Origin of the sequence: Candidatus Microbacterium colombiense (genome assembly GCA_029203165.1) — a bacterium.
In the GTDB taxonomy this organism is placed as follows: domain Bacteria; phylum Actinomycetota; class Actinomycetes; order Actinomycetales; family Microbacteriaceae; genus Microbacterium; species Microbacterium colombiense.
Window position 1 is genome coordinate 1,644,999 of sequence record CP119308.1, and the last position, 22,024, is coordinate 1,667,022.

The 22,024-nt window shown below is 69.5% G+C and carries 14 protein-coding genes and 6 pseudogenes; 9 read left to right on the plus strand and 11 right to left on the minus strand.

Going from position 1 to position 22,024, the window contains the following annotated elements; translation table 11 throughout:
* Window positions 1-49: 49 nt before the first annotated feature.
* Window positions 50-223 carry a DUF3117 domain-containing protein gene (locus P0Y60_07940; protein WEK62653.1) on the plus strand — a complete coding sequence of 58 codons (174 nt, stop codon included), beginning with the start codon at window positions 50-52 and terminating at the stop codon, window positions 221-223.
* Window positions 224-301: 78 nt separating this feature from the next.
* On the opposite strand, the pseudogene P0Y60_07945 reads toward P0Y60_07940, so the two are convergent.
* Window positions 302-942, minus strand: a pseudogene (locus tag P0Y60_07945) (class I SAM-dependent methyltransferase).
* An 89-nt stretch (window positions 943-1,031) separates the two neighbouring features.
* Here P0Y60_07945 and P0Y60_07950 point away from each other — a divergent pair.
* Window positions 1,032-1,406: a twin-arginine translocase TatA/TatE family subunit gene (locus tag P0Y60_07950; protein ID WEK62654.1), complete on the plus strand. Its 375-nt coding sequence runs from the start codon at window positions 1,032-1,034 to the stop codon at window positions 1,404-1,406.
* A 17-nt stretch (window positions 1,407-1,423) separates the two neighbouring features.
* Here P0Y60_07950 and P0Y60_07955 read toward each other — a convergent pair.
* From P0Y60_07955 to P0Y60_07965, 3 pseudogenes are all read right to left on the minus strand, one after another.
* Window positions 1,424-2,495, minus strand: a pseudogene (locus P0Y60_07955) (P-loop NTPase).
* 82 nt (window positions 2,496-2,577) lie between these two features.
* Window positions 2,578-3,037: pseudogene (locus P0Y60_07960) on the minus strand (DUF1003 domain-containing protein).
* Window positions 3,038-3,098: 61 nt separating this feature from the next.
* Window positions 3,099-4,339: pseudogene (locus P0Y60_07965) on the minus strand (CBS domain-containing protein).
* 86 nt (window positions 4,340-4,425) lie between these two features.
* Between P0Y60_07965 and P0Y60_07970 the strand changes: the two are divergent.
* Window positions 4,426-5,127 (plus strand): hypothetical protein, encoded by a 702-nt coding sequence (locus P0Y60_07970; protein ID WEK62655.1) that lies wholly within the window; start codon window positions 4,426-4,428, stop codon window positions 5,125-5,127.
* A complete protein-coding gene (locus P0Y60_07975) occupies window positions 5,127-5,792 on the plus strand; it encodes a dienelactone hydrolase family protein (protein ID WEK62656.1) in 666 nt (221 codons plus the stop codon). The genes P0Y60_07970 and P0Y60_07975 overlap by 1 nt, the downstream gene beginning before the upstream one ends.
* Before the next feature lie 86 nt (window positions 5,793-5,878).
* Here the strand turns inward: P0Y60_07975 and P0Y60_07980 are convergent.
* A pseudogene (locus P0Y60_07980) lies at window positions 5,879-7,289 on the minus strand (aminopeptidase P family protein).
* A 37-nt stretch (window positions 7,290-7,326) separates the two neighbouring features.
* Window positions 7,327-8,349 carry an endonuclease/exonuclease/phosphatase family protein gene (locus P0Y60_07985; GenBank protein WEK62657.1) on the minus strand — a complete coding sequence of 341 codons (1,023 nt, stop codon included), beginning with the start codon at window positions 8,347-8,349 and terminating at the stop codon, window positions 7,327-7,329.
* An 89-nt stretch (window positions 8,350-8,438) separates the two neighbouring features.
* Between P0Y60_07985 and P0Y60_07990 the strand changes: the two genes are divergently transcribed.
* Together P0Y60_07990 and P0Y60_07995 are read left to right on the plus strand one after the other, a co-directional pair.
* The gene (locus tag P0Y60_07990) at window positions 8,439-9,314 is read left to right on the plus strand and encodes a PHP domain-containing protein (GenBank protein ID WEK62658.1); all 876 of its coding nucleotides are present in this window, start codon (window positions 8,439-8,441) and stop codon (window positions 9,312-9,314) included.
* Window positions 9,315-9,386: 72 nt separating this feature from the next.
* Window positions 9,387-10,397 (plus strand): DUF817 domain-containing protein, encoded by a 1,011-nt coding sequence (locus P0Y60_07995; protein ID WEK62659.1) that lies wholly within the window; start codon window positions 9,387-9,389, stop codon window positions 10,395-10,397.
* Here the strand turns inward: P0Y60_07995 and P0Y60_08000 are convergent.
* Window positions 10,313-11,825: pseudogene (locus tag P0Y60_08000) on the minus strand (DEAD/DEAH box helicase). The gene P0Y60_07995 and the pseudogene P0Y60_08000 sit on opposite strands and share 85 nt — an antisense overlap.
* 196 nt (window positions 11,826-12,021) lie before the next feature.
* Between P0Y60_08000 and P0Y60_08005 the strand changes: the two are divergent.
* Window positions 12,022-12,735, plus strand: a complete 714-nt coding sequence (locus P0Y60_08005) for a ferritin-like fold-containing protein (protein ID WEK62660.1) — start codon at window positions 12,022-12,024, stop codon at window positions 12,733-12,735.
* Here P0Y60_08005 and P0Y60_08010 read toward each other — a convergent pair.
* The 3 genes from P0Y60_08010 to P0Y60_08020 are packed head-to-tail and all read right to left on the minus strand — an operon-like array spanning window position 12,732 to window position 13,791.
* Complete coding sequence (locus tag P0Y60_08010; GenBank protein ID WEK62661.1) at window positions 12,732-13,244, minus strand: hypothetical protein; 513 nt, start codon at window positions 13,242-13,244, stop codon at window positions 12,732-12,734. The two genes, P0Y60_08005 and P0Y60_08010, sit on opposite strands and share 4 nt — an antisense overlap.
* Window positions 13,245-13,271: 27 nt before the next feature.
* A complete protein-coding gene (locus P0Y60_08015) occupies window positions 13,272-13,559 on the minus strand; it encodes a hypothetical protein (protein WEK62662.1) in 288 nt (95 codons plus the stop codon).
* Window positions 13,560-13,566: 7 nt separating this feature from the next.
* Complete coding sequence (locus P0Y60_08020; GenBank protein WEK62663.1) at window positions 13,567-13,791, minus strand: DUF3107 domain-containing protein; 225 nt, start codon at window positions 13,789-13,791, stop codon at window positions 13,567-13,569.
* A 179-nt stretch (window positions 13,792-13,970) separates the two neighbouring features.
* Here P0Y60_08020 and P0Y60_08025 point away from each other — a divergent pair, with 179 nt between their 5' ends.
* Both P0Y60_08025 and P0Y60_08030 read left to right on the plus strand, forming a co-directional pair.
* Window positions 13,971-17,228 (plus strand): ATP-dependent DNA helicase, encoded by a 3,258-nt coding sequence (locus P0Y60_08025; protein ID WEK62664.1) that lies wholly within the window; start codon window positions 13,971-13,973, stop codon window positions 17,226-17,228.
* A complete protein-coding gene (locus tag P0Y60_08030) occupies window positions 17,225-20,719 on the plus strand; it encodes an ATP-dependent DNA helicase (GenBank protein WEK62665.1) in 3,495 nt (1,164 codons plus the stop codon). Before P0Y60_08025 ends, P0Y60_08030 begins: the two co-directional genes overlap by 4 nt.
* On the opposite strand, the gene P0Y60_08035 is transcribed toward P0Y60_08030, so the two are convergent.
* Window positions 20,665-21,993 (minus strand): phosphotransferase, encoded by a 1,329-nt coding sequence (locus P0Y60_08035; protein WEK62666.1) that lies wholly within the window; start codon window positions 21,991-21,993, stop codon window positions 20,665-20,667. The two genes, P0Y60_08030 and P0Y60_08035, sit on opposite strands and share 55 nt — an antisense overlap.
* Window positions 21,994-22,024: the final 31 nt, after the last annotated feature.

Sequence of the window (22,024 nt, forward strand, 5' to 3'; positions counted from 1 at the left end):
CGATCGCACCCGATAAACTCTTCCCATACCACCGAGGAAAGGGGCCACGATGGCAGCGATGAAGCCGAGGACCGGAGACGGACCCATGGAAGCCGTGAAGGAAGGGCGACTCATCATCGTGCGCGTTCCGCTCGAAGGCGGCGGCCGTCTGGTCGTGTCTGTGAACGATGCCGAAGCGAAGGAGCTTCACGACGTGCTGGCCGGCGTCGTGGCGCCCGCCTGAACGACCTGATCCGTCTTCGGACGGATCTGAAGAAGGCGGCGGATCCGATGATCCGCCGTCTTCTTCGCTGTCTGGGGGTCAGCCGCGGTCGGCGATGCTGACCAGCTGCAGCAGCCCCTCGCCGGCCGGCGAGACCGTGGCGAGCACCGCCGAGGACTCCTGGGTCTCCTGCACGAGCGAGCGGTATGCCGCGGTGACCTCGTCACGCTGCACGGGATCGGCCGTACGCGCCGCCGGCGAGAACACGCGGAACCAGCACGATGCCGCCGTCGCGGACGAGACGCAGACCGTGCGCCACATAGGCGATGACGTTCTCGGGGTCGGCGTCGACCAGGACGATGTCGTAGGACGCCTCATTCATGCGGGGGAGCACGTCGGACGCGCGGCCGGTGATGAAGCGGGCTTTCGTGGAGGGAACCTTGGCCTCGGAGAACGCCTGCCGTGCGGCGGCGAGGTGCTCGGGCTCGTTGTCGATCGTGGTGAGCACGGCCTGCGGAGCGCCGCGCAGCAGCCAGAGCCCGGAGACGCCCGCGCCCGTGCCGATCTCGACGATGGATCGCGCGTTGGTCGCCGCGGACGAGCACGGCGATCTGCGAACCGACCGCGGCGCTGATCGGCGCCGCGCCCAGTTCGACCGCGTGAGCGCGCGCGCGAGCGATCGCATCCGGTTCCACGATGGACTCGCGGATGAAGCGTGCGTTCGCGTCGTGCTCGCTCATGCCCTTGATCTCCCTGCCTGCACTGTGAGTGCTCCCAGGATATTCGCTCGCGTGCACCAGAAGCGCAGGCGCGGCGGTAGCCTGGACAGATGCAGTTCGGGCTCACCTTCGAGAAGCTTCTGCTTATCGGTCTCATCGTGGTGCTCATCGTGGGCCCGGAACGTCTTCCGCAGGTGGCCGAAGGGTTCGCCCGCATGGTCCGCAAGGCCGGCGAGTACGTGCGCGACACCAAGTCGAAGATGCGCGACGAGATGGGTCCCGAGCTCGACGACGTCGACTGGCGCAAGCTCGATCCGCGTCAGTACGATCCGCGGCGCATCATCCGCGAGGCGTTGATGGACGATCCGACGCCTGCTCCCGCCGCTGCTCCGGCGAAGACCGTCATCGCCGAGCCCGTGGTCTCCCGTGCTCCGCAGTCGTTCAGCGCCACGAATCGTCCGCCGTACGACCTCGAAGCGACCTGATCAGCGGCTTCGGCCGTTCAGCCGATCGACATCGGCAGCGAGCGACCGGAGAGCCCACGACCCTGACGCGCGATCGCCTCCGCGATGCCGTGGATCGCGCGCGCCGCCGGGTCGTCAGGCGTCGTCGATACGACCGGTTCGCCGGAGTCCCCGCCGGCGCGGAGGCTCGGGCTGAGGGGGATCGAGGCCAGCAGTGGCACGGCTTCACCGGGCTCGGAGAGCGCGTCCGCCACTGAGGCGCCGCCACCGGTGCCGAACAGGTCGATGACCGTGCCGTCCGGCAATGCGTAAGGCCGCCATGTTCTCGATCACGCCGATCACGCGCTGCCCGGTCTGGCGGGCCACGAGTCCGCTGCGGATGGCGACGTCGGCCGCCGCGGTCTGCGGTGTGGTCACCACGAGCACCTCGGCGTGCGGCAGCAGCTGGCCGATCGAGATCGCGATGTCGCCGGTGCCGGGCGGCATGTCGATCAGGAGCACGTCGAGATCGCCGAAGAACACGTCGGTGAGGAACTGCGAGACCGTGCGGTGCAGCATCGGTCCACGCCAGGCGACGACCGCTTCGCCGTCGCGCAGGAACATCCCGATCGAGATGGTCTTCACGCCGTGCGCGACGGGCGGCAGCATGAGATCGTCGATGCGTGTCGGCTGGGTGCCGGCGGGAATGCCCAGCAGCCCGGGGATCGAGAAGCCGTGCACGTCGGCGTCGACGAGTCCGACCGCGAGCCCGCGATCGGCCAGGGCGACGGCGAGGTTGGCGGTCACCGTGGACTTGCCCACACCGCCCTTGCCGCTGGAGACGAGGATGACGCGGGTGAGCGAATCGGGTCCGAACGGCATCTGCCGGGCCGGCGTCCGTCGCGGAGCTTCGCTCGGTGAGGGCCTTGCGCTCCTCGGGCGTCATCACGCCGACCTCGACGTCGACGCGAGGATGCCGGCGACCGAGGCCGCGGCAGCCCGCACGTCGGACTCGATGCGTCCGCGGCCGGGACACCCCACGATCGTCAGGACGATGCCGACGCGGGCGCGTTCCGTCCTCGACACGTGATGTCCCGCACCATGTCGAGGTCGCCGATGCGGGCGCCGCAGCTCCGGGTCGGTGACCGCGGCGACCGCCGCCCTGACGCCTCGTCGAGCGCGCCGTCATGAGGCGGAGCCGGTGGCGCGGCCTGTCGTCCTGATCGCCGAGCTCGGCCAGGAGAGCCTTCAGCTCGTGACGCAGCACGTCGCGCGTGACGACCTGGGCGTTGCGTTCCTCGAGCGACATGCGCAGGGCCACGATCTCGCGGGCGAGGTACTCGGTGTCGGCGAGGTTGCGCTCGGCGCGCTGCCGGTCCTGCTCGATCTGCACGCGGTCGCGGTCGTCCTGCCGGTTCTGCGCGAGCAGGATCAGGGGAGCGGCGTAGGAGGCCTGCAGCGAGAGCATCAGCGTCAGCGCCGTGAAGCCGAGCGCGGCGTCGTCGAAGCGCAGGGCGTCCGGCATCAGTGTGTTCCAGCACGATCCAGAGCACGCAGAACAGTGTGAGGATCACCAGGAACGCGGGCGTTCCCATCGCGCGGGCGACCCACTCCGTGAACCGTCCGAAGCGGTCGCGCGAGGTCGGCCGGGACCGCGTCGTGCCGCGGCCCAGCGGTGCGTCGAGGCGGCGGTGAGCGCGCCATCATCGCACCCCCTTCGCGGACGTCGGCGGTGTCATCGTTGTCGTGCGAACGCCAGTCGTCGGGGAGCAGGTAGTCGAGCACGTCGTCGATGCTGATCGCGCCGACCAGTCGGTGGGCGGCGTCGATCACCGGGCAGCGACACGAGGTCGTAGCTCGCCAGCATCCGCGCGACCTCGGCCGCCGAGGCGGTGGCCGGCACCGGCTCCATGCTGTCGTCGACGATCGCGCCGAGACGCTCGTGCGGCGGGTAGCGCAGCATCCGCTGGAAGTGCACGACACCGAGCAGGCGCCCCGTCGGCGTCTCGAACGGGGGGAGGGTCACGAACACCGCCGCGGCCAGTGCCGGGTGCAGTTCGTGGCGGCGGATCAATGCCAGAGCCTCGGCGACGGTGGCGTCGGCGGAGAGGATGATCGGCTCGGGGGTCATCAGCCCGCCCGCGGTGTCGGGGCCGTAGCGCAGCAGCATCCTGACGTCTTCCGCCTCCTCCGGCTCCATCAGCTCCAGGAGCTGTTCGAGGCGGTCTGGGGGGAAGCTGCGCGAGCAGATCGGCGGCGTCGTCCGGCTCCATCTGATCGAGGATGTCGGCGGCGCGCTCGTCACCCAGCCGATCGAGGATGTGCACCTGCTCGTCTTCCGGCATCTCTTCGAGGGCGTCGGCGAGCCGATCGTCGGACAGCTCCTCGGCCACCTCGATCATGCGCTGCTGCGGGAGGTCGAGGAGGGTGTTGGCCAGGTCGGCCGCGTGCAGTTCGGAGTACGAGGCCACCAGCTGCTCGGCGGACTGCGACTCCCCGGGCGCACGTTCCTCGGCCACCTCGCTCCAGGCGGCGAACGTGGTCGGGCCCTTGGCGAACGGAGAGGCGCTGGTCTTGGGGCGCCGGAGGAAGAGCTGGCTGATCGCCCATTCGCCGAGGCGGTTCGGCTCGATCGCGACATCCTCGATCACCGCGTTGCCGCTGCCGTCGGCGAAGCTCACGCGACGGCCGAGCATCTCGGCGAGTACCCGCACCTCGCCGGCGCGGGGGGAGAAGCGTCGCACGTTGATGAGTCCGGTGCTGATGACCTGGCCCGAGCGGATGGAGGTGACGCGTCCGATCGACAGGAAGACCTGGCGTCGCCCGGGAATCTCCACGACGAGCCCGATCACGCGCGGCGCGGCCGTACTTCGGTACACGATGACGACATCCCGGACTTTGCCGAGCCGGTCGCCTACGGGGTCGAAGACGGCGCAGCCTGCCAGGCGCGCGGCGAAAACCCGTTGTGTGCTCACTCTCCCCAGCGTAGTGCGCGGGGGTCCGGGGCGACTCCCCGTCGCATTCCCACTGCGCGCATGGCGAGGCGTGGAAGAATAGCCGGATGAGCATGCTGAACCGACCTGCGAACAGCACGGAGACCGGCGAGATCGTCGCCTCGATGCGCGACTACGAGAGCGCGCAGAAGACGGTGTCGAAGTTGATCGCCGCCGAGGTGCCCGCGCGCGATATCGCGATCATCGGGCAGAGCGTGCGAACGGTCGAGCGCGTCACCGGCAAACTCGGCTACGCGGCAGCCGCACGCTCCGGCGCCGTCAACGGCGTGCTGATCGGACTGTTCCTCTCCGCGATCCTCGTGATCGGCAACCCCGAGGTGCCGATCCAGCTCTTCGTCGGCTTCGTCTTCATCGGCGTCGCGCTGGGCATGCTGCTGAGCCTGGTCACCTACGCCATCGTGCGTCGACGCCGCGACTTCGCGAGCGTCACGCAGTTCGCCGCCGACCACTACGAGGTCACGGTGCTGCCGGCGTCGCTCGCCAAGGCCCGTCAGGCGATCGGCGCGGAGCGCCCCGCCCCGACCCGGCCCCCGGTAGACCTCGACGAGCCGCCGCGGTACGGGGAACGCATCACTCCGGCATCCGCAGCGAAGCCCGGTCCCGTCGTGCCCCCGCGGCCGGCGGATCCGGTGCAGCAGGCTCCGGCCGCCGAGGAGACGACTTCGGACGAATCCGGCGATGCCGCAGCACCGGCCGGCGACCAGGGCGACACGTCCGCCCCGGCGGAGAAGCCCACCGAGAACTCCTGATGTCGACCGGCGAACGGTTCACGTTCGAGGTCGACCTCCCCTCCGGTCCCACGCCGGTGACAGCAGAATGGACAGCGGGCACCCGGGGCGCGACGGTACTGATCGCCCACGGTGCGGGCACCGGCATGGATCACCCGTTCCTGACCGGATACGCCGGCGCGTTGGCGGAGCTCGGGCTTTCCACGATGCGATTCAACTTCCCGTACGTGGAACAGGGCAGGCGCATGCCGGGCCCGGCCGCGCACGCGATCGCCACCTGGGACGCGGCCGTCGCAGCTGCGCGTGGCAGAGACGCCACGGCTTCGATCTGGGCGACCGGCAAGTCGTACGGCGGCAGGATGGCCTCGATGGCCGTCGCGCAGGGGCTCCGCGTCGATGGGCTTGCGTATCTCGGGTATCCGCTGCACGCACCCGGCAAGCCGGAGAAACCCCGCGCGGAGCATCTCCCCGAGATCACCGTGCCGCAGCTCTTCGTGGAGGGGACGAATGACCCCTTCATCCAGCCTCTCGAGCAGTTCCACGGCGTCATCGCGACCTGCGCGGAGGCACGTGTCGTGTGGATCGAGGGCGGCGGACACACCTTCGAGGTCAAGGGCAGGAAGCGGCCGGCGGCGGAGATCGGTGCCGACCTCGCGCCGCACGTCTCAGACTTCATCGGTCTCTGACGCACGAACGCCCCCGCGATCAGATCTCGCGGAGGCGTTCTCCGGTGGCGAGCACGCCACCGGACGTGCCGGTCGAAGCCGTGACGTCAGCTCTGGACTCGGGCGATCCAGGCTTCGATCTCGTCGGCCGTGCGCGGGATGTCCGCCGAGAGGTTCACGGGGCCGTCCTGCGTCATGAGGATGTCGTCCTCGATGCGCACGCCGATCCCGCGGAGATCGACGGGGACCGTGAGGTCGTCGATCTGGAAGTACAGTCCGGGCTCGATCGTGAACACCATGCCCGGTGCGAGGATGCCGTCGTAGTACATCTCACGGCGCGCCTGCGCGCAGTCGTGCACGTCGATACCGAGGTGGTGCGAGGTGCCGTGCACCATGTACCGGCGGTGCTGACCGCCGGCGTCGGCGTCGAGCGCCTCTTCAGCAGTCACCGGCAGAAGGCCCCAGTCGGCGACCCGCGCGGCGATGACCTTCATCGCGGCGGCGTGCACGTCGCGGAAGCGGACACCGATCTGCGCCGCGGCGAAGGCGGCGTCGGCGGCCTCGCGCACCGTCTCGTAGACGCGACGCTGCACTTCGGTGAACGTTCCCGACACGGGCAGCGTGCGGGTGATGTCGGCCGTGTAGAGGCTGTCCGCCTCGGCTCCGGCGTCGATCGAGGATGAGATCGCCGGGGGCCACCGTCCCGTCGTTGCGGGTCCAGTGCAGGTAGCACGCATGGTGCCCTGACGCGGCGATCGTGTCGTAGCCCTCGCCGTTGCCGTCCTCACGTGCGCGCCGGTGGAACACGCCCTCCACGACGCGCTCGCCGCGGGCGTGCGCGACCGCGGCGGGGAGCTCGCGGACGATGTCGTCGAAGCCGTTCGCGGTGATCTCCACGGCACGGCGCATCTCGGCGATCTCGAACTCGTCCTTGACGAGACGCAGCTCGGACACCGCCCGGGTGAGGTCGTCGTCCACATCGAGGAGCAGCTCGCCCTCGACGTTCACGAATGCGGTGAGATGATCGGTCACGATGTCGAGATCGGCCGCGACACCCGCGAGGGAGGGGCGGGGACCGATCCAGAATTCGCCGACCGTGGCGTCGGCGTAGAACTCCGTCGTCGTGCGGTCGGCACGCTCGCGGAAGTACAGCGTGATCTCGTGCGTTCCGTCGGCGGGCTCGAAGACCAGCACGGAATCGGGCTCGGCATCCGATGCCCACCCGGTCAGATGCGCGAATGCGGAGTGCGCGCGGAAGACATAGTCGGTGTCATTGCTGCGTTGTTTGAGTGAGCCGGCCGGGATGACCAGCCGCTTTCCCGGGAAGGCGGCGGAGAGCGCCCGACGTCGGGCGGCGGCGAACGGAGCCTGCGCACGGGATGCCGGCAGTGTCTCAGGACGTTCCGCCCATCCGGTGGAGATCGTGTCGAGGAAGCCGCGGGGGAAGGGCTGCTTGCGGTTCGTGTTGCTGTTCTCGACGGCGGGCTCTGCGATCGTGTCGCGTTCTGCGGTGCTCATCCGTCCAGTCTCTCATCTGAGGCGTGGACGCGGGAGTTCAGCCGGCCGGCTCGAGCTGCACGACGAGCGCACGGTGGTCGCTGCCGCCGGCATCCTCGAGGACGACCGAGCCGGAGGGGGTCCAGTTCTGCGACGCCATCACGTGATCGATCGGTGCGCCCGCCAGCGGGGGGAGCGAGCTCGGCCAGGTGCCCGATAGCCCGTTACCGGTTCGCGAGGCGACATCGCGGCAGTAGCCCATGTCGCCGCCGTCGACACCGAGCGACGCCATGTGGTCGACCGTCGCGTTGAAGTCGCCCGCGAGGATCACATCGCCGGACGGGCATTGGTCGGCGATCCACTGGAGGTCCGACTGCCACTGGGTCATCTCCTCCATGCGCGGAGCGACGGCGTGGACAGCCACGATCGTGGGGCCGCTGCCGTCGATCGGCATCAGCACGACGCTGGGCACGGACCCGGTGTTGCTCGTGCCGTCCTCCGAGGATTCGATCACGGAGTACTCGCCGAGCTCGGGGGAGACGAGCACCGTCGTCTGCCACGACTGGGGGCCGTTGGGGACATCAGGGCGGAACTGCACGTGATGCACCCACATCGGATGCCCCTGCTCGCGCAGCATGATCGCGATGCGCTCGCCGACGGCCTCCGTCGTCTCGGGGAGCGCGACGATGTCGGCGCCCTGGTCGAGGATCTGCTGAGCGATGGTCTCGGCGGAGACCGCTTCGCCGGCGGTGTTCCACGTGAGCACGCGCACGCTGCTCTCGGTCTTCGCCGGGAGGGCGGTGGTTCCGAAGCCACGCGTCGCGCCGATCGCACCCGTCGCGCCGGCACCGAGCAGCGCGACGATGAGCACGGAGGCGGCGAACCCGCGGATCGGACGGATGAACATCATCAGCAGGGCGAGCACCGCGAGGGCGAGCAGTGCGCCCAGGACGAGGCCGCGCGCGGACACCAACTGCGTGAAGGGATACGTCTGCTCCAGGCGGAAGAACTGCGGCCACACCACGATCGCCGTCGCGATCGCGAGCAGCACGGTGAACAGGATCCCCAGAAGTCGAAACATCCCCTCCAGCCTAGAAGGGCAGCCTGTGAAGTCCCTGCCGCGGCGGGGCATGCGAGCCCGAGCCACGCCGCGCTCGGTACGCTCGGAGGATGGCCGATGAGCACGTCCGCCGGTTCGCCGGCCCCGCAGATCTGCACCTGCACTCCCACCATTCGGATGGCACGGAGTCGCCGGGCGATGTGATGCGTCAGGCGCATGCGCACGGCGTGCGCACGGCCGCGCTGACCGATCACGATCGCACGTCGGGGTGGGACGAGGCCGGCCACGCGGCGACGGCGCTGGGCATGACGTTCATCCCGGGGATGGAGCTGTCCGCGAAGCACGAGTGGCGCAGCGTCCACGTGCTCGGATATCTCTTCGATCCGGACGACGCGGCTCTTCGTGCGGAGACGGCACGGATCCGCGACGACAGGATCGGTCGCGCCGAGCGCATCGTGCGCCACATCGGTCGCGACTACGACCTGCACTGGGACGACGTGCTGGCGCAGACTGTCGCCGATGCGACGGTCGGTCGGCCGCATATCGCCGATGCACTGGTCGCCCGGGGCATCGTGCGCGATAGGGGTGAGGCCTTCGACGGCATCCTGCATCCTCGTGCCGGGTACTACGAACCCCATTACGCGCCCGACCCGCTCACCGCCGTGCGTCTGATCACCGAAGCCGGGGGAGTGGCCGTCATCGCGCACCCCGCCACGTCCGGCCGCGATCGGATGATGCCGGTGTCGTTCATCGAGCGGTTGATCGATGCGGGTCTCGGGGGCGTCGAGATCGATCACCGGGAGAACACCGCCGAGGGAAAGAAGCTGCTGCGGGAGATCGCCGTCGCCCACGACCTGATCGTCACCGGGTCGAGCGACTATCACGGCACGGGCAAGCCGAATCTCCCCGGCGAGAACACCACGTCAGAGGACATGGTCCAGCGGCTCATCGAGCGAGCCACCGGCACCCAGCCTCGCTACCCCTGACCCGATCATCGTCCGGCGTTCTGTCGGCGGACTCCCGGCACTCTCGCGAATGTCGTTGATACGTTCCCGAGCATGCACCGTGCCACCCGCCTGGAACGTCGTGTCGAGGCGATCGCCCATCGACTGCTGCGAGGTGCTCCGGCCACGGGGTTCCGAGCCGCGCTCATCGAGATGCTCGTCTTCGTGCTCAAGCAGGCCTGGGCGTGCGTGTTCGGTGCGCTGCTGCTGGCCGCGATCGTCGCCGCACGTCTGTGGTACCCGGACGACGCCCCGCTGGCCCGGAACGACGCGCTGACGATCGCCGCGGTGGGCATCCAGATCGCGATGCTCGTGTTCCGGCTGGAGAGCGGGCGCGAACTCTGGGTGATCGTGCTCTTCCACGTCACGGGGACCGTGATGGAGCTCTTCAAGACCGACGTCGGCTCATGGGCCTACGCCGCCGACGGCGTTCTCCGGATCGGCGGGGTGCCCCTGTTCAGCGGCTTCATGTATGCCGCGGTCGGGTCGTACATGGTGCGCGTCCATCGACTGTTCGACCTGGGTTTCATCCGGTACCCGCGACGATGGATGACGGTGGTGGTGGCTGCGGCGATCTACGCGAACTTCTTCACACACCACTTCTGGGTGGATCTCCGATGGCTGCTGCTGCTCGCCGTCGTGCTGTTGTGGATCCCGACGGTGATGCACGCCAGGGTGTGGCGCCGCACGGTGCGATTGCCGCTTCTCGCCGTGTTCGTGGGCGTCGCCGGATTCATCTACGTCGCGGAGAACATCGGCACCTGGGCGGGAGCGTGGATGTACCCCGATCAGGCGGATGGATGGCAGCCCGTCTCGGCCAGCAAGCTGGTGTCGTGGTTCCTGCTCATGATCATCTCGGTCGTGCTGGTGACATGGGTGTATCCGCCGTCACGACCGCGCGTACTCCTTGAGACGGAGGAGGGGGAGACGACGAAGGGGGCGGATGCCGCTGCTGCAGCACCCGCCCCCTCGGTGTCGGATCAGGCGCCGACCGGCGCCGCGCCTCCACCAGAACCGCCACGACGGCGACGGCGGCGGCGGGCCGGAGCCGGCTTGCCGTCGTGATGTTCTTTGCCAGCACCGTCGTGAGTGCCCGCACCTTCGGCGCTGCGCTCCACCGGGGCGGACTGCGAGTCGGTCGATGCCGTCTGGTCGGTGCCCTCGGCGAACGTCGCCCCGACCGGGGCGGAGCCGCGGCGACGGCGACGGCGACGGGTGCCGCCCTCATCCGTCCCCTCGGCGGCGGCGTCGGCTGCCCGCTCGGGGCGGCGCGTGCGCTCGGTCTTGACAGCCTGCGTCTTGGGGGCCGACGTGAGGCGGCCCTTCGTGCCCTCGGGGATGTCGAGGTCGGCGAACAGATGCGGGCTCGATGAGTACGTCTCGACCGGCTCGGGCTGGCCGAACTCGAGGGCGCGGTTGATGAGGGCCCACTTGTGCAGGTCCTCCCAGTCGACGAACGTCACCGCGATGCCGGTCTTGCCCGCGCGGCCGGTGCGGCCGGCGCGGTGCAGGTAGGTCTTGTCCTCGTCGGGGATCGTGTGGTTGATGACGTGCGTCACGTCATCGACGTCGATGCCGCGCGCGGCGACATCCGTCGCGACCAGGACGTCCCGCTTGCCCGCCTTGAACGCGGCCATCGAGCGCTCGCGCTGATCCTGGCCCATGTCGCCGTGCACGCCGCCGACGTTGAAGCCGCGGTCACCGAGCTCGTCGACGAGACGCTGCGCCGCACGCTTCGTGCGCGTGAAGATCACCGTCTTGCCTCGACCCTCGGCCTGCAGGATGCGCGCGATGATCTCGTCCTTGTCGAGCGAGTGCGCGCGGTACACGAGGTGCTTGATGTTCGCCTGCGTGAGCCCCTCGTCAGGGTCGTTCGCACGGATGTGGATCGGGTTCGTCATGAAGCGGCGGGCGAGCGCGACGATCGGGCCGGGCATGGTCGCCGAGAAGAGCTGGGTGTGGCGCACCGCCGGGACCTTCTGGAAGATCTTCTCGATGTCGGCGAGGAAGCCGAGGTCGAGCATCTTGTCGGCTTCGTCGAGCACGACCTCGGTCGCGTTCGAGAGGTCGAGCAGACGCTGGCCGGCGAGGTCGATCAGACGCCCGGGAGTGCCGACGACGATCTGCGCGCCGGCCTTGAGCTGGTCGATCTGGCCTTCGTACGCCTTGCCGCCGTAGATCGCGACGACGCTCGTGGAGCGGTTGCTGGTGAGCAGGTCGATGTCCTCGTACACCTGCACGCGCGAGCTCGCGGGTGGGGACGACGATGAGGGCCTTGACGCCGTGCTCGGGGTCCTTGCCGAGACGCTGGACCACGGGGATGCCGAAGCCGAAGGTCTTGCCCGTGCCGGTCTTCGCCTGGCCGATGATGTCCTGGCCCGGAAGCCCGAGCGGGATGGTCTGCTCCTGGATGGGGAATGCGTCGACGATGCCCTTGGCGGCGAGTGCGTCGACGATGTCCTGATCGATACCGAGATCAGAGAAGGTAGTCACTTTATTCAGATTGCCTGTCCGGCGATCTCGCTAAGACCGCCACGTAAACGATCCACGCCGTCTCTTGTGCCACAGGCGCGGGGCCCCGCTCCGACGGCGGGGACACGCCCAGCCTACCCGAGGGGGTGCGAACGCCCGGAAGAGGCGAGGCGCACGAGTATTGTGAACGTCGTGGCGAACTCGATAGGGAGACCTCGTGGTTAAGTGGTTCTGGCAGCGTGACGATGCACCGCGCCGCACTCTGGCCCTGCGCAGCAGGGGAGATCAGGGCGACGCCACCCGTGTCGATTTCGCCGAGCTCGCCCCGGAGCTTCCGCGTTTCCTGGGGCAGGCGGCGTACCTGCAGCTCGGGTACTTCGAGACCCTGACGCGTCTCATCCGTGCCACACCGGAGCTGTCCGAGAAGGAGTCGCTGTCACGGGCTGCGGGCGCCGCACTCACCAAGCACCGCGCGATCGTCGATCTGATCGCCGAGCGGGGAGACGATCCGACGCAGCTCATGCTGCCCTTCCGTGAGCATCTCGACGCCTTCCGTCGGAAGACGATCGGTGCCCGCCCCCGTGAGACGCTCCTCGCCGTCTACATCACCGCCGGGATGCTCGACGACTTCTATCTCGCGCTCGCATCGAGCTACGGCGATCCCGGTCGACGTGTGGCCGGCATCCTGCGCGAGGACGACGCCCGTCATGAGATCGTCGCGATCATCCAGGAGACCATCGAGAGCGACGAGGAATGGCGCTCCCTGCTGTCGATGTGGGCTCGCCGTCTTGTCGGCGACACGATCCTGGTGTGCCGTTCCGCGTTGCGTCCGGAGACGCTCGCCGTCGCCGATGAGCGCATCGAACCGGTCTACACCGAGCTCATGGGGGCGCACGCGCGTCGGATGGACGCGATGGGACTGGCCTCCTAGCGGGGAGACCGCTCCAGCCTGCGGGTCAGCCTCCAGGCGATCAGCAGGGGGATGGCCCCCAGCACCCCGAACGAGATGTCGATCAGTTGCCAGCCGAGCGGGATGCCGCGTGCGCTCCCGGCGATCAGCGCGAGCGGGATGATCCCGACACAGGCGATCACACCGAACTGGATCACCCAGATGTTGCGCACGGGATCGATGAGCGGTCCGATGAACACGACCGCCAGCACGATGTGCGCAAAGGCGAGCCAATCCGTGCCGTAGGAGATGAAGGGATAGCGCCCGTCGACGTCGACCAGCGCGGCGGCGACGCGGTCCACCCAGGAGGTGGCGTCGGGGAACCACCCGGCCAGGGGAGTGCTGTGCAACAGCTCGGAACCCAGCGACACCTCGGCGCGCAGCGGGAAGGCGGTGATACCGCTGACGAGCAGTCCGAACATCAGGATGCCGATGCAGATCCGGATCCACCGCAGCGTTCGTTGCTCGGTCACGATCGTCCGCTCGGTCACGCTGGTCCGCTCACATCCGCGCGGACATCAGATGCCGAGCGCGGCTCTCGCGTTGGCATCCGATCGCCGACGAGCGGAGACGAGTGCGAGCGTCGCGAGAGAGGCGACGAACACGGCTCCGAGCACGCTCGCCAGCCACAGCCAGATGCTGTCCTCACCGACACCGCCCCACTGCATCCCCGTGTAGATCAGGGCTGAGGCGGCGGTCGCGATCGCGGGAGTGAGCACCACACCGCGCAGCTCGCGGCCGCCGATCAGGAAATGCGCAGCGATGCCGAGCACGCACGCGCCGATCAGCGCGAGGAGGATGTACACGGTCGGATCAGGCGACGAAGCCGACGCGGCGCGATTCCTCGGTGCCCAGCTCGATGTAGGCGAGGTTCGCGGTCGGGACGATGTACGAGTTGCCCTTGACGTCGGAGAAGCTGAGGTGCGGCGTGCTCTGCTCGAGGGCGGCGGCCACCTGGCTGCGGATGTCGTCGGCGCTCGAGCCGGTGTCGAAGCTCAGTTCACGGCCGGTGTTGATGATGCCGATGCGGATTTCCACGCGTGCTCCTTGAGGTACGGAACGGCCGTCGCGGGGAGCGGTGCCGTTCGAGGACTGGCCCAACTCTACCCCGGTGGTCCGACGGCGGATCCGCGCTCGGAGTGGGTTTCGCCGTGAGCGCACATCCGCCCCCCGATGTTCGGGAGGCGATGTCCGCGCACCCCGATAGCGTGGATCACATGACAGAGGACGCCGTGCAGGGAGACGTGGTCGGGGCGGCGGCCGAGGCCTCCGGCGTCATCATCGGCGCCCCGGGCACGGGGAAGACGCACACGCTCGTCGACCGCGTCGTGCATCTGCTCGACGTCGAGGGGATGCGGCCGGAAGAGGTGCTCGTGCTCACGCCGAGCCGCCAGGCCGCCACCGCACTGCGCGACCGCATCGGCGTGCGCATCACCCAGGCGACCCCCGGTCCGCTCGCTCGCTCCCTCGGCTCGTTCGCGTTCCAGGTCGTGCGCGGCGCCATGGTGCGTGCCGGCGACGAGCCGCCGGCCCTGCTCACGGGAGCGGATCAGGACCGCATCATCGCCGACCTCCTCGCGGGCGACGCCGAAGATGGGCGCATCGCCTGGCCGGACGCGCTCAGCGCGTCGGTCCGCGCATCCAAGGGCTTCCGATCCGAGCTTCGGGCGTTCCTCGCCGAGTGCACCGAGCTCGGTGCACGACCTGACGAGCTCCGCGCGACCGGAGACGACGTGTGGAAGGCCACTGCCGGGTTCCTCGTCGAGTATCGTTCCGTGCTCGACGCGCTGCGGTCCGCTCATCGCGATGCCGCCGACCTCCTCGCGGAGGCGGCCGTCATCCTCGAGACGTCGGAGGCAGCAACGCTCGGGGCGCTCGCGCCGCTGCGCGTGGTGCTGATCGACGACGCGCAGGAACTGACGCGCGGAGCGATCGCCGTGGTGCGCGCGCTGCGCGCCCGGGGGATCGCCGTGCTCGCCTTCGGTGACCCCGACATCTCGTCCGGTGCGTTCCGCGGCGCCAGCCCCGAGCTCTTCGCCCAGCTCGCCGGGGCGCTGGGGGCGGTGCACGTGCTCGACGAGCCGCATCGCCAGAATTCGGCGCTCACCGCGCTCACCCGCACGATCACGCAGGCGATCGGTGTCTCCGGACGTGTGGATCACCGGCGCCCTCCCGGCCCTGCCCACGACGACGACGCGGCTGACGCGGCGGTGTCGACGTTCATCGCCCCGTCCCCGCACGAGGAGCTGGACCGTATCGCCGGCGTGATGCGCGAGTGGCACCTCACCGCGGGGATCCGGTGGGACCGGATGGCGGTGATCGCCCACGACACCCGGCAGGTCACCCAGTTGGAGACCGAACTCGCGGCGCGGGAGATACCGACCCGCGCCGCGGGAGTGCAGCGGCCGTTGGGCAGCGAGACGATCGTCCGTGACATCGTCGGCATCGTCCGCCTGGCCCTCACCCCGGTGGCCGAACGGACGCCGATGGAGCTGGAGGAAGCGCTGCGCACGCCGTTCGGAGGTATGGACGCGATCGGACTGCGCCGACTCCGGGCCCGATTGCGGCACATCGAGCTCGAACTCGGCGGATCGACACCGGCCAGGGAGCTGCTGCGTCAGGCCATGGCGAACCCCGCCCATCTCACGCTCATCGATGCACCGGAGGCGCGCACCGCCACGCGTTTCGCCGAGACGATCTCGGCGGCCGCGGCGGCGGCCGATGCGGGGGAGACCGTGCACGATCTGCTCTGGCGCGTGTGGGATCAGGCGCGTGCGGTCGACGGTCGACGGCTTCACATCGCCTGGCGGGAGATCTCCCTGCAGGCGACGGGAGCCGAGACCGCGCGATCCCTGGACGCCCTGGTGTCGCTGTTCGATGCGGCCAAACGATCCGTCGAACGCAATCCGAACCAGCGTCCCGAGGTGTTCGTGCGCGACATCCTCGACAGCGAAGTGCCCGAGGACTCGCTGTCGACACCGGAGCGGCCCGGCAGAGTCTCGCTCTTCACCCCGGCCACCGCACTGGGCACCGAGTTCGACGCGGTCGTCGTCGCCGGTGTGCAGGACGGTGTCTGGCCCAACGTCCGACTTCGCGGTGGACTGCTGCAGACCTGGCGCCTCGCAGATGCGCTCGCCGCGGAGCGCACGGGGGTGCACAGCGAACCAGCGAGCCCGCTCGACCGTCGCCGCGGCGCGCTGCATGACGAGCTCCGGCTGTTCGTGCGTGCTGTCTCGCGTGCGCGGGACCGCCTACTCATCACAGCCGTCGACGACGACGACCTCACACCGAGCGCGTTCTTCGGTTTCCTTCCGGTGCCTGATGCCCCTGAGAAGCACGCCTCGGCCGAGCACCCGCTCACGTTGCGGGGGTTAGTGGCGCGCAACAGGCGGCTGCTCACGACCTCGTCCGCTGAGAGCACGCGTCGTGAAGCGGCCGGTCAGCTCGCGGTGCTGGCTCGCGAGGGCGTGCCCGGCGCCGATCCGGCGGAGTGGTACGGCGTGCGACCGGTGTCGACGCTGTCGCCCCTACGTGATCTCGAGGTCGAGGGGGCCCGTGTCTCGCCGTCGAAGATGGAGTCCTACGAGGAGTGCGGGCTCAACTGGGTCGTCGCCGCGCTCGGAGGCGACACCGTGATGCCCCCGACCGCGGGGATCGGCACGATCGTGCACGAGGCGATGGAGAAGGTGCCGGACGGCGATCTGGAGAGTATGCGCGCGATCGTCGCGGAGCACTGGCCGGAGCTCGATTTCGAGACGGAATGGATCGGGCGCAAGGAGAGGCGGCGCGCCGATCTGTTCGTCGATCGCCTGCACTCGTACCTGGGTGAGGTTCGCGCCGAGGGCGGACGTGTGCTCGGCAGCGAGGCTCGCTTCGACTTCGCCGTACACCTCGACGGCACGGCGCTCGTCGACGACGGGGCGGTCCTCGACGGGACCGACGCGACACCCGAGGTCGGCCCGGTGGACCCGGAGGCGACCGGTCGACGGGCGATCGTGAGCGGGTACATCGACAGGATCGAGGCCTATCCCGAGAGCGGGGGAGAGCACGCCCACGCCCGCGGACGCGGGTGGGTGGAGATGTCGGCCGGCTCCGGCGGGGAACGCGCCGTGGTCGTCGACCTCAAGACGGGGAAGACCGACCCCGAGTCCGATTCGGGAGTGCGAGAGCATGCCCAGCTCGCCGCCTATCAGGTCGCCGTGCAGCAGGGACTGATCGAGGGGGCGGTTCCGGAGGCGCTCACCGGCGCCCGGCTCGTGATCGTCTCGAAGACGCTGGCCAAGAGCGACTACCGGGTCGCTCACCAGCATCCGCTCGACGATGAGGCGCGCTCGGCGTTCCTGCGCCGAGTGGCGGATGCGGCCCGAGGCATGTCGGCATCGAGTTTCACCGCGCAGGTGGAGTCGCACTGCGCCGATACGCAGCGGCGCGTGCACCCCTGCCGCATCCACACCGTGCCGGCGGTGAGCGCGTGACGGCCTGGGAGGGCGGCTTCGGGATATCCGCGACCGACATCGCCGCAGCCCTCGGCCTGCCGTCTCCGACGGCGGCGCAGCAGCGCGTCATCGAAGCGCCACCTGAACCTGCTCTGGTCGTGGCCGGCGCAGGAAGCGGCAAGACCGAGACGATGTCGGGCCGCGTGGTCTGGTTGGTGGCGAACGGACACGTGCGCCGCGACGAGATCCTCGGACTCACCTTCACGCGCAAGGCCGCGGGAGAACTGGCAGAGCGCATCGGGGTGCGACTCGCCGTCGTCGACGAGTACGGCCGCCGAGGACTGCTCCCGCACCTGCCGGAGATCGTGCGCTCCGGAGCCCTGCAGCGCGTCGATGCCGCCGCGTCGGGGCGTCAACGCGAACTCGTGCGGGCGAGCGTGCTGGACGAGCTCTCCGTTCTTCATCGCACGGGATGGGACGCATCGACCCCTCGTGGCGCCGAGGATCTGATGATCCGCCCGCGAGTGTCGACCTACAACGCGTTCGCCGATGGCATCGTCCGCGAGCACGCGGCCAGGATCGGACGCGACCCCGATGTGGCCATGCTCAGCCAGGCGGCCTCGTGGATGCTCGCCCGCGAAGTCGTTCTGCGATCGGACATCCCCGAGCTCGAGAGCATCGAGTACGCGCTCGGAACGGTGATCGATGCCGTGCAGCGGCTGGCGGGCGACGCGCTGGATCACCGCGTCGATCTCGACCGGGCGGAGCGGATCGCGCGGGACCAGGCGCGAGCGTTCGAGCCCTACCGGAGCAACAAAGACGTCGACAAGGCTGCCGAGAATCTACTCGGGCTTCCCACGATCATCCGTCTGGTCCGCGACTACATCGCCGAGAAGCAGCGTCGGGGGGTACTCGACTTCGCAGACCAGGTGGGCGGCGCCTATGACATCGTCGAGACGGCGCCGGACGTCCGGGATGAGCTGCGTGAGCTGCACCGCGTCGTGCTCCTCGACGAGTACCAGGACACATCGGTGATCCAGACGAAGTTCCTCGCCGAGCTCTTCCGCGACACGGCGGTGATGGCCGTCGGTGATCCGCACCAGTCGATCTACGGCTGGCGGGGTGCCAGTGCGGACAACCTCTATGCCTTCTCCCGCTCCTTCGCGAGCGGAGGTGTGGCCCAGACCTACAGCCTGATGACGAGCTGGCGCAACGACCGGTCGATCCTCGACATCGCGAACAGCGTGCTCCTACCGTTGCAGCGCCCGGAGCTCGACGTTCCGCCTCTCGACCCCCGTCCCGGCGCCGACGAGGGCGCCGTGGCCGTGCGCTATCCGTTCACCGTCGACGACGAGGCGGCCGACGTGGCCGACTGGTTCGTCGCGCGCCGCGCCGCGCACGACGACGGGCCGGTGCGCACCAGGCCGCACACCGGCGCGATCCTGTTCCGCTCGAAACGGCACATGCAGACGTTCGCCGCTGCCCTCGCCGCACGCGATGTGCCGCACCGCATCCTCGGCCTGGGCGGATTGCTGGCCACTCCCGAGGTCGTCGATGTCGTCTCGGTACTGCGGGTCGTCCACGACCCCACCGCGGGTTCTCCGCTCATCCGTCTGCTGACCGGTCCCCGGTTCGGCGTGGGTGTCGCCGACATGGCCGCCCTCTACGATCTCGGACGCACGCTCGCAGAGCGCGACACCTCGATGATGCCCCTTCCCGACGAGGTCCGCGCCCGGCTCCGGTCGTCGCGAGGAGCGGACGAAGCCGTGTCGATCGTCGACGCCGTCGACGTCGTCCGTGCCGTGCGGGACGACTACCGGATGCTGGAGCGCATCACCCCGGTCGGTCGCCAGCGGATCCGCGCGGCGGGGGAGATGCTGGAGCGTCTGCGCAGGGCCGCGTCCCAGCCGATCCCCGAGCTGATCCGCCTGATCGAGCTCGAGCTCCGGCTCGACATCGAGCTCGCGGCGAACGAGACGCGGGGACCGGCGCGGATCGCCGCGACGCAGTTGCGCGCGTTCTCCGACGAGGTCCGTGCCTTCCTCGCCGCAGACGATCGCGGCACGATCGGGAGCCTTCTCGCGTGGCTCGACAAAGCGGAGAGCACGGATGAGCTGATGCCTCGGCCCGAACCTCCCGAGCCCGGTGTCGTGCAGCTCCTCACGATCCACGGCTCGAAGGGCCTGGAATGGGACGCGGTCGCCGTCGTGCGTCTCGTGGTCGACGAACTCCCCGGGCGCGTCTCCGACACCTCCGGTTGGTTCGGTTTCGGTGTCGTCCCGTTCGCCCTGCGCGGGGATCGCGACGCGCTGCCCACCTTCGCGTGGGATCCGGAGTCGGCCATGGCGGGAGAGGACGACCCGAAGAAGCGCCACACTCTCGCGCAATCATCGCTCTCGGGCGGCGCGACCAAGGCCAATCCCCAGGGGGGCGCCCTCAAGCGTTTCAAGGATCACTACCGGCAGTACCAGCAGCAGGAGGAACGTCGTCTGGCCTACGTGGCGGTGACCCGCGCCCGTACGGATCTGTTGCTCAGCGGTTCGCACTGGGCGGGACAGAAGTCTCCTCGTATGCCCAGTCCGTACCTCGTCGAGGCGATGGACGTGCTCGGGCTCGCACAGATCGAACCGGTGGATCCCGAAGATAATCCCTATGACGGACCGGGCTCCACAGCGAGCTGGCCCCTGGACCCGCTCGGCGCACGCCGTCCGCGTGTCGCGGCGGCGGCGGAGGCCGTCGAGGCCGCAGCGATGGCGCCCGAGGCGATCGACCCCTCGCCCGCTCTCGCACGCCTTCTCGCCGAGCGCGCGGCGCGATTGCGGGGAACCGACGCGGTCGCTCCGACGCGAGTACCCGCGTCACGCTTCAAGGACTACGTCGGCGACTATTCCGCCACGGTCGCATCGATCGTGCGGCCCATGCCGGAACGGCCCTACCGGCAGACGCGCCTGGGCACGCTGTTCCACGCGTGGGTCGAACGCCGCTCGGAACTCGTGGGTGTGGGCGTGCGCGTCGACGAGGCGCTCTGGGAGATCGACGAAGACGAGTCCGACGGTGCGGAGGCAGCGGGAACGTTGGCGCCCGGGTCGTCGGCGGCCGCGGCTGATGAGATCGATCTCGCTGCGCTGCAGGCGACGTTCGAACGCAGTGAATGGGGATCGCTCTCGCCGATCGCGGTGGAGATCGAGATCGACTTCACCCTGGGCAGCGGGCTGCCGGATGCCGTCGGGCGCGAGCACATCGTGATCTGCAAGCTCGATGCCGTGTACCGCAGGGCCGATCGAGGCGACCGCATCGAGATCGTGGACTGGAAGACGGGCAAGGCGCCGCGGACCCCGCAGGAGCGGGAGGAGCGGATGCTGCAGCTCGCGCTCTACCGTCTCGCCTACCATCGTCGATTCGGCGTACCGCTCGACGACATCGACGTCGCTCTCTACTACGTCGCCGACGATCTCGTCATCCGCGACGACCGGGTCTACTCGGAATCCGAGCTCTTCCATCGCTGGAGCGCTGCACGCGCCGCGCGCTGAGCCTCGTCATCCGACTCGTCGTCATCGTCGTACGGCGTCGACGAGGTCGGCACGCGGGAGTCCTCCCGGACTCCGGCCGGACCCCCCGAACCGGCGAACAGGCCGCTCACTCCCGACAGATCCTCGGTGGCGACGTCGAGCATCGCCGCTCGGTGCGCGGCTGCCGCGAGCTCGGCATCGACGTCGACATCGGTGTGATCCGAGTTCGATGCGGTCTCCGCGTCATCCGCCGTCTGGACGCCCGAGTCCGTCCAGAGCTCGTCGGGATTGTAGGCGTCGGTCTGCATCGATGTGTCGACGGGAGCGCCGGCGTCGACCGGGACGCGATCCAGGGCGTCCATGGCAGAATCCACGCCGGTGCCGTGCGTCGCGATGACGCTCAGATCGTCGGTTCGCAGTCCGTCCGCCAACGACTCCAGCAGCGCCGCCGCATCATCGACGATGTCGGAGCGTCGCATCGCATCGCCGTGCACGAGCCAGCGCGCGAACTCCAGCTCTGCCAGCAGACGGGCTCGTACCTCGAGAGCAGGATCGGACACGCGATCGACGTTGCGCGCGTACGACGCGTGCACATCGGCGGCGGCATCCGGAGCCGCGGACAGCCAGGCGAGGTCGACGGCGGGATCTCCGACCGAGAGGCCGTACCACCCGACGAGGCCGGTGACTTCGGGGCCGCGTTCGGGGTCGTCGGCGAAGAGGAACGACGTGGCCTGCACTCCGCCGAGAACCACGGTGGATTCGAACCGCCAGAGGTCGTCGTCGCTCACCGCTGTGCGCCAACGGACGGTGAGGCGCGCAGGCACGCGACCTGTCGCCGCGGCGTCGTCGACCAGGCGTGCGAGTTCCGCCCGCCCCTCTTCGGCCGATTTCGACACCAGACCGGCGCCGCGTACGACCGACGTCGGCATGGCGTGGACGGCTGCGATCGCCGCACCCATCGACTCAGCGGCGCCACGCCCGGACGGCACGAGGGCGGGTTCGATCTGGAAGCCGGGCAGCAGTTCCGTGACGAGCGCGCGGCCCTCGCCCACACGCGTCTCGCCGATGTACTCGGGGGCGTGGAACGGCAGCGTCGCGCGGGCACCGGCCGTGAGTGCGCGCAGCGCCAGAGCCTCGGCGGCGAGCTCCCGGGCGGTCTCGTCGTCGTCGGCGATCCTGATCGCGAGTTCCCGGCCGTCGGCCAGCGTCGCCACAGCGGAGTCGAAGCGTCCGTCGGCGTCGGCGCTGAGCGCACGAGCTCCCGTGACCTCCGCTCCGGGCAGTGCGGCCGTCACTGCCGCGGCTAGAGTGAAAGGAGAGCGTCCC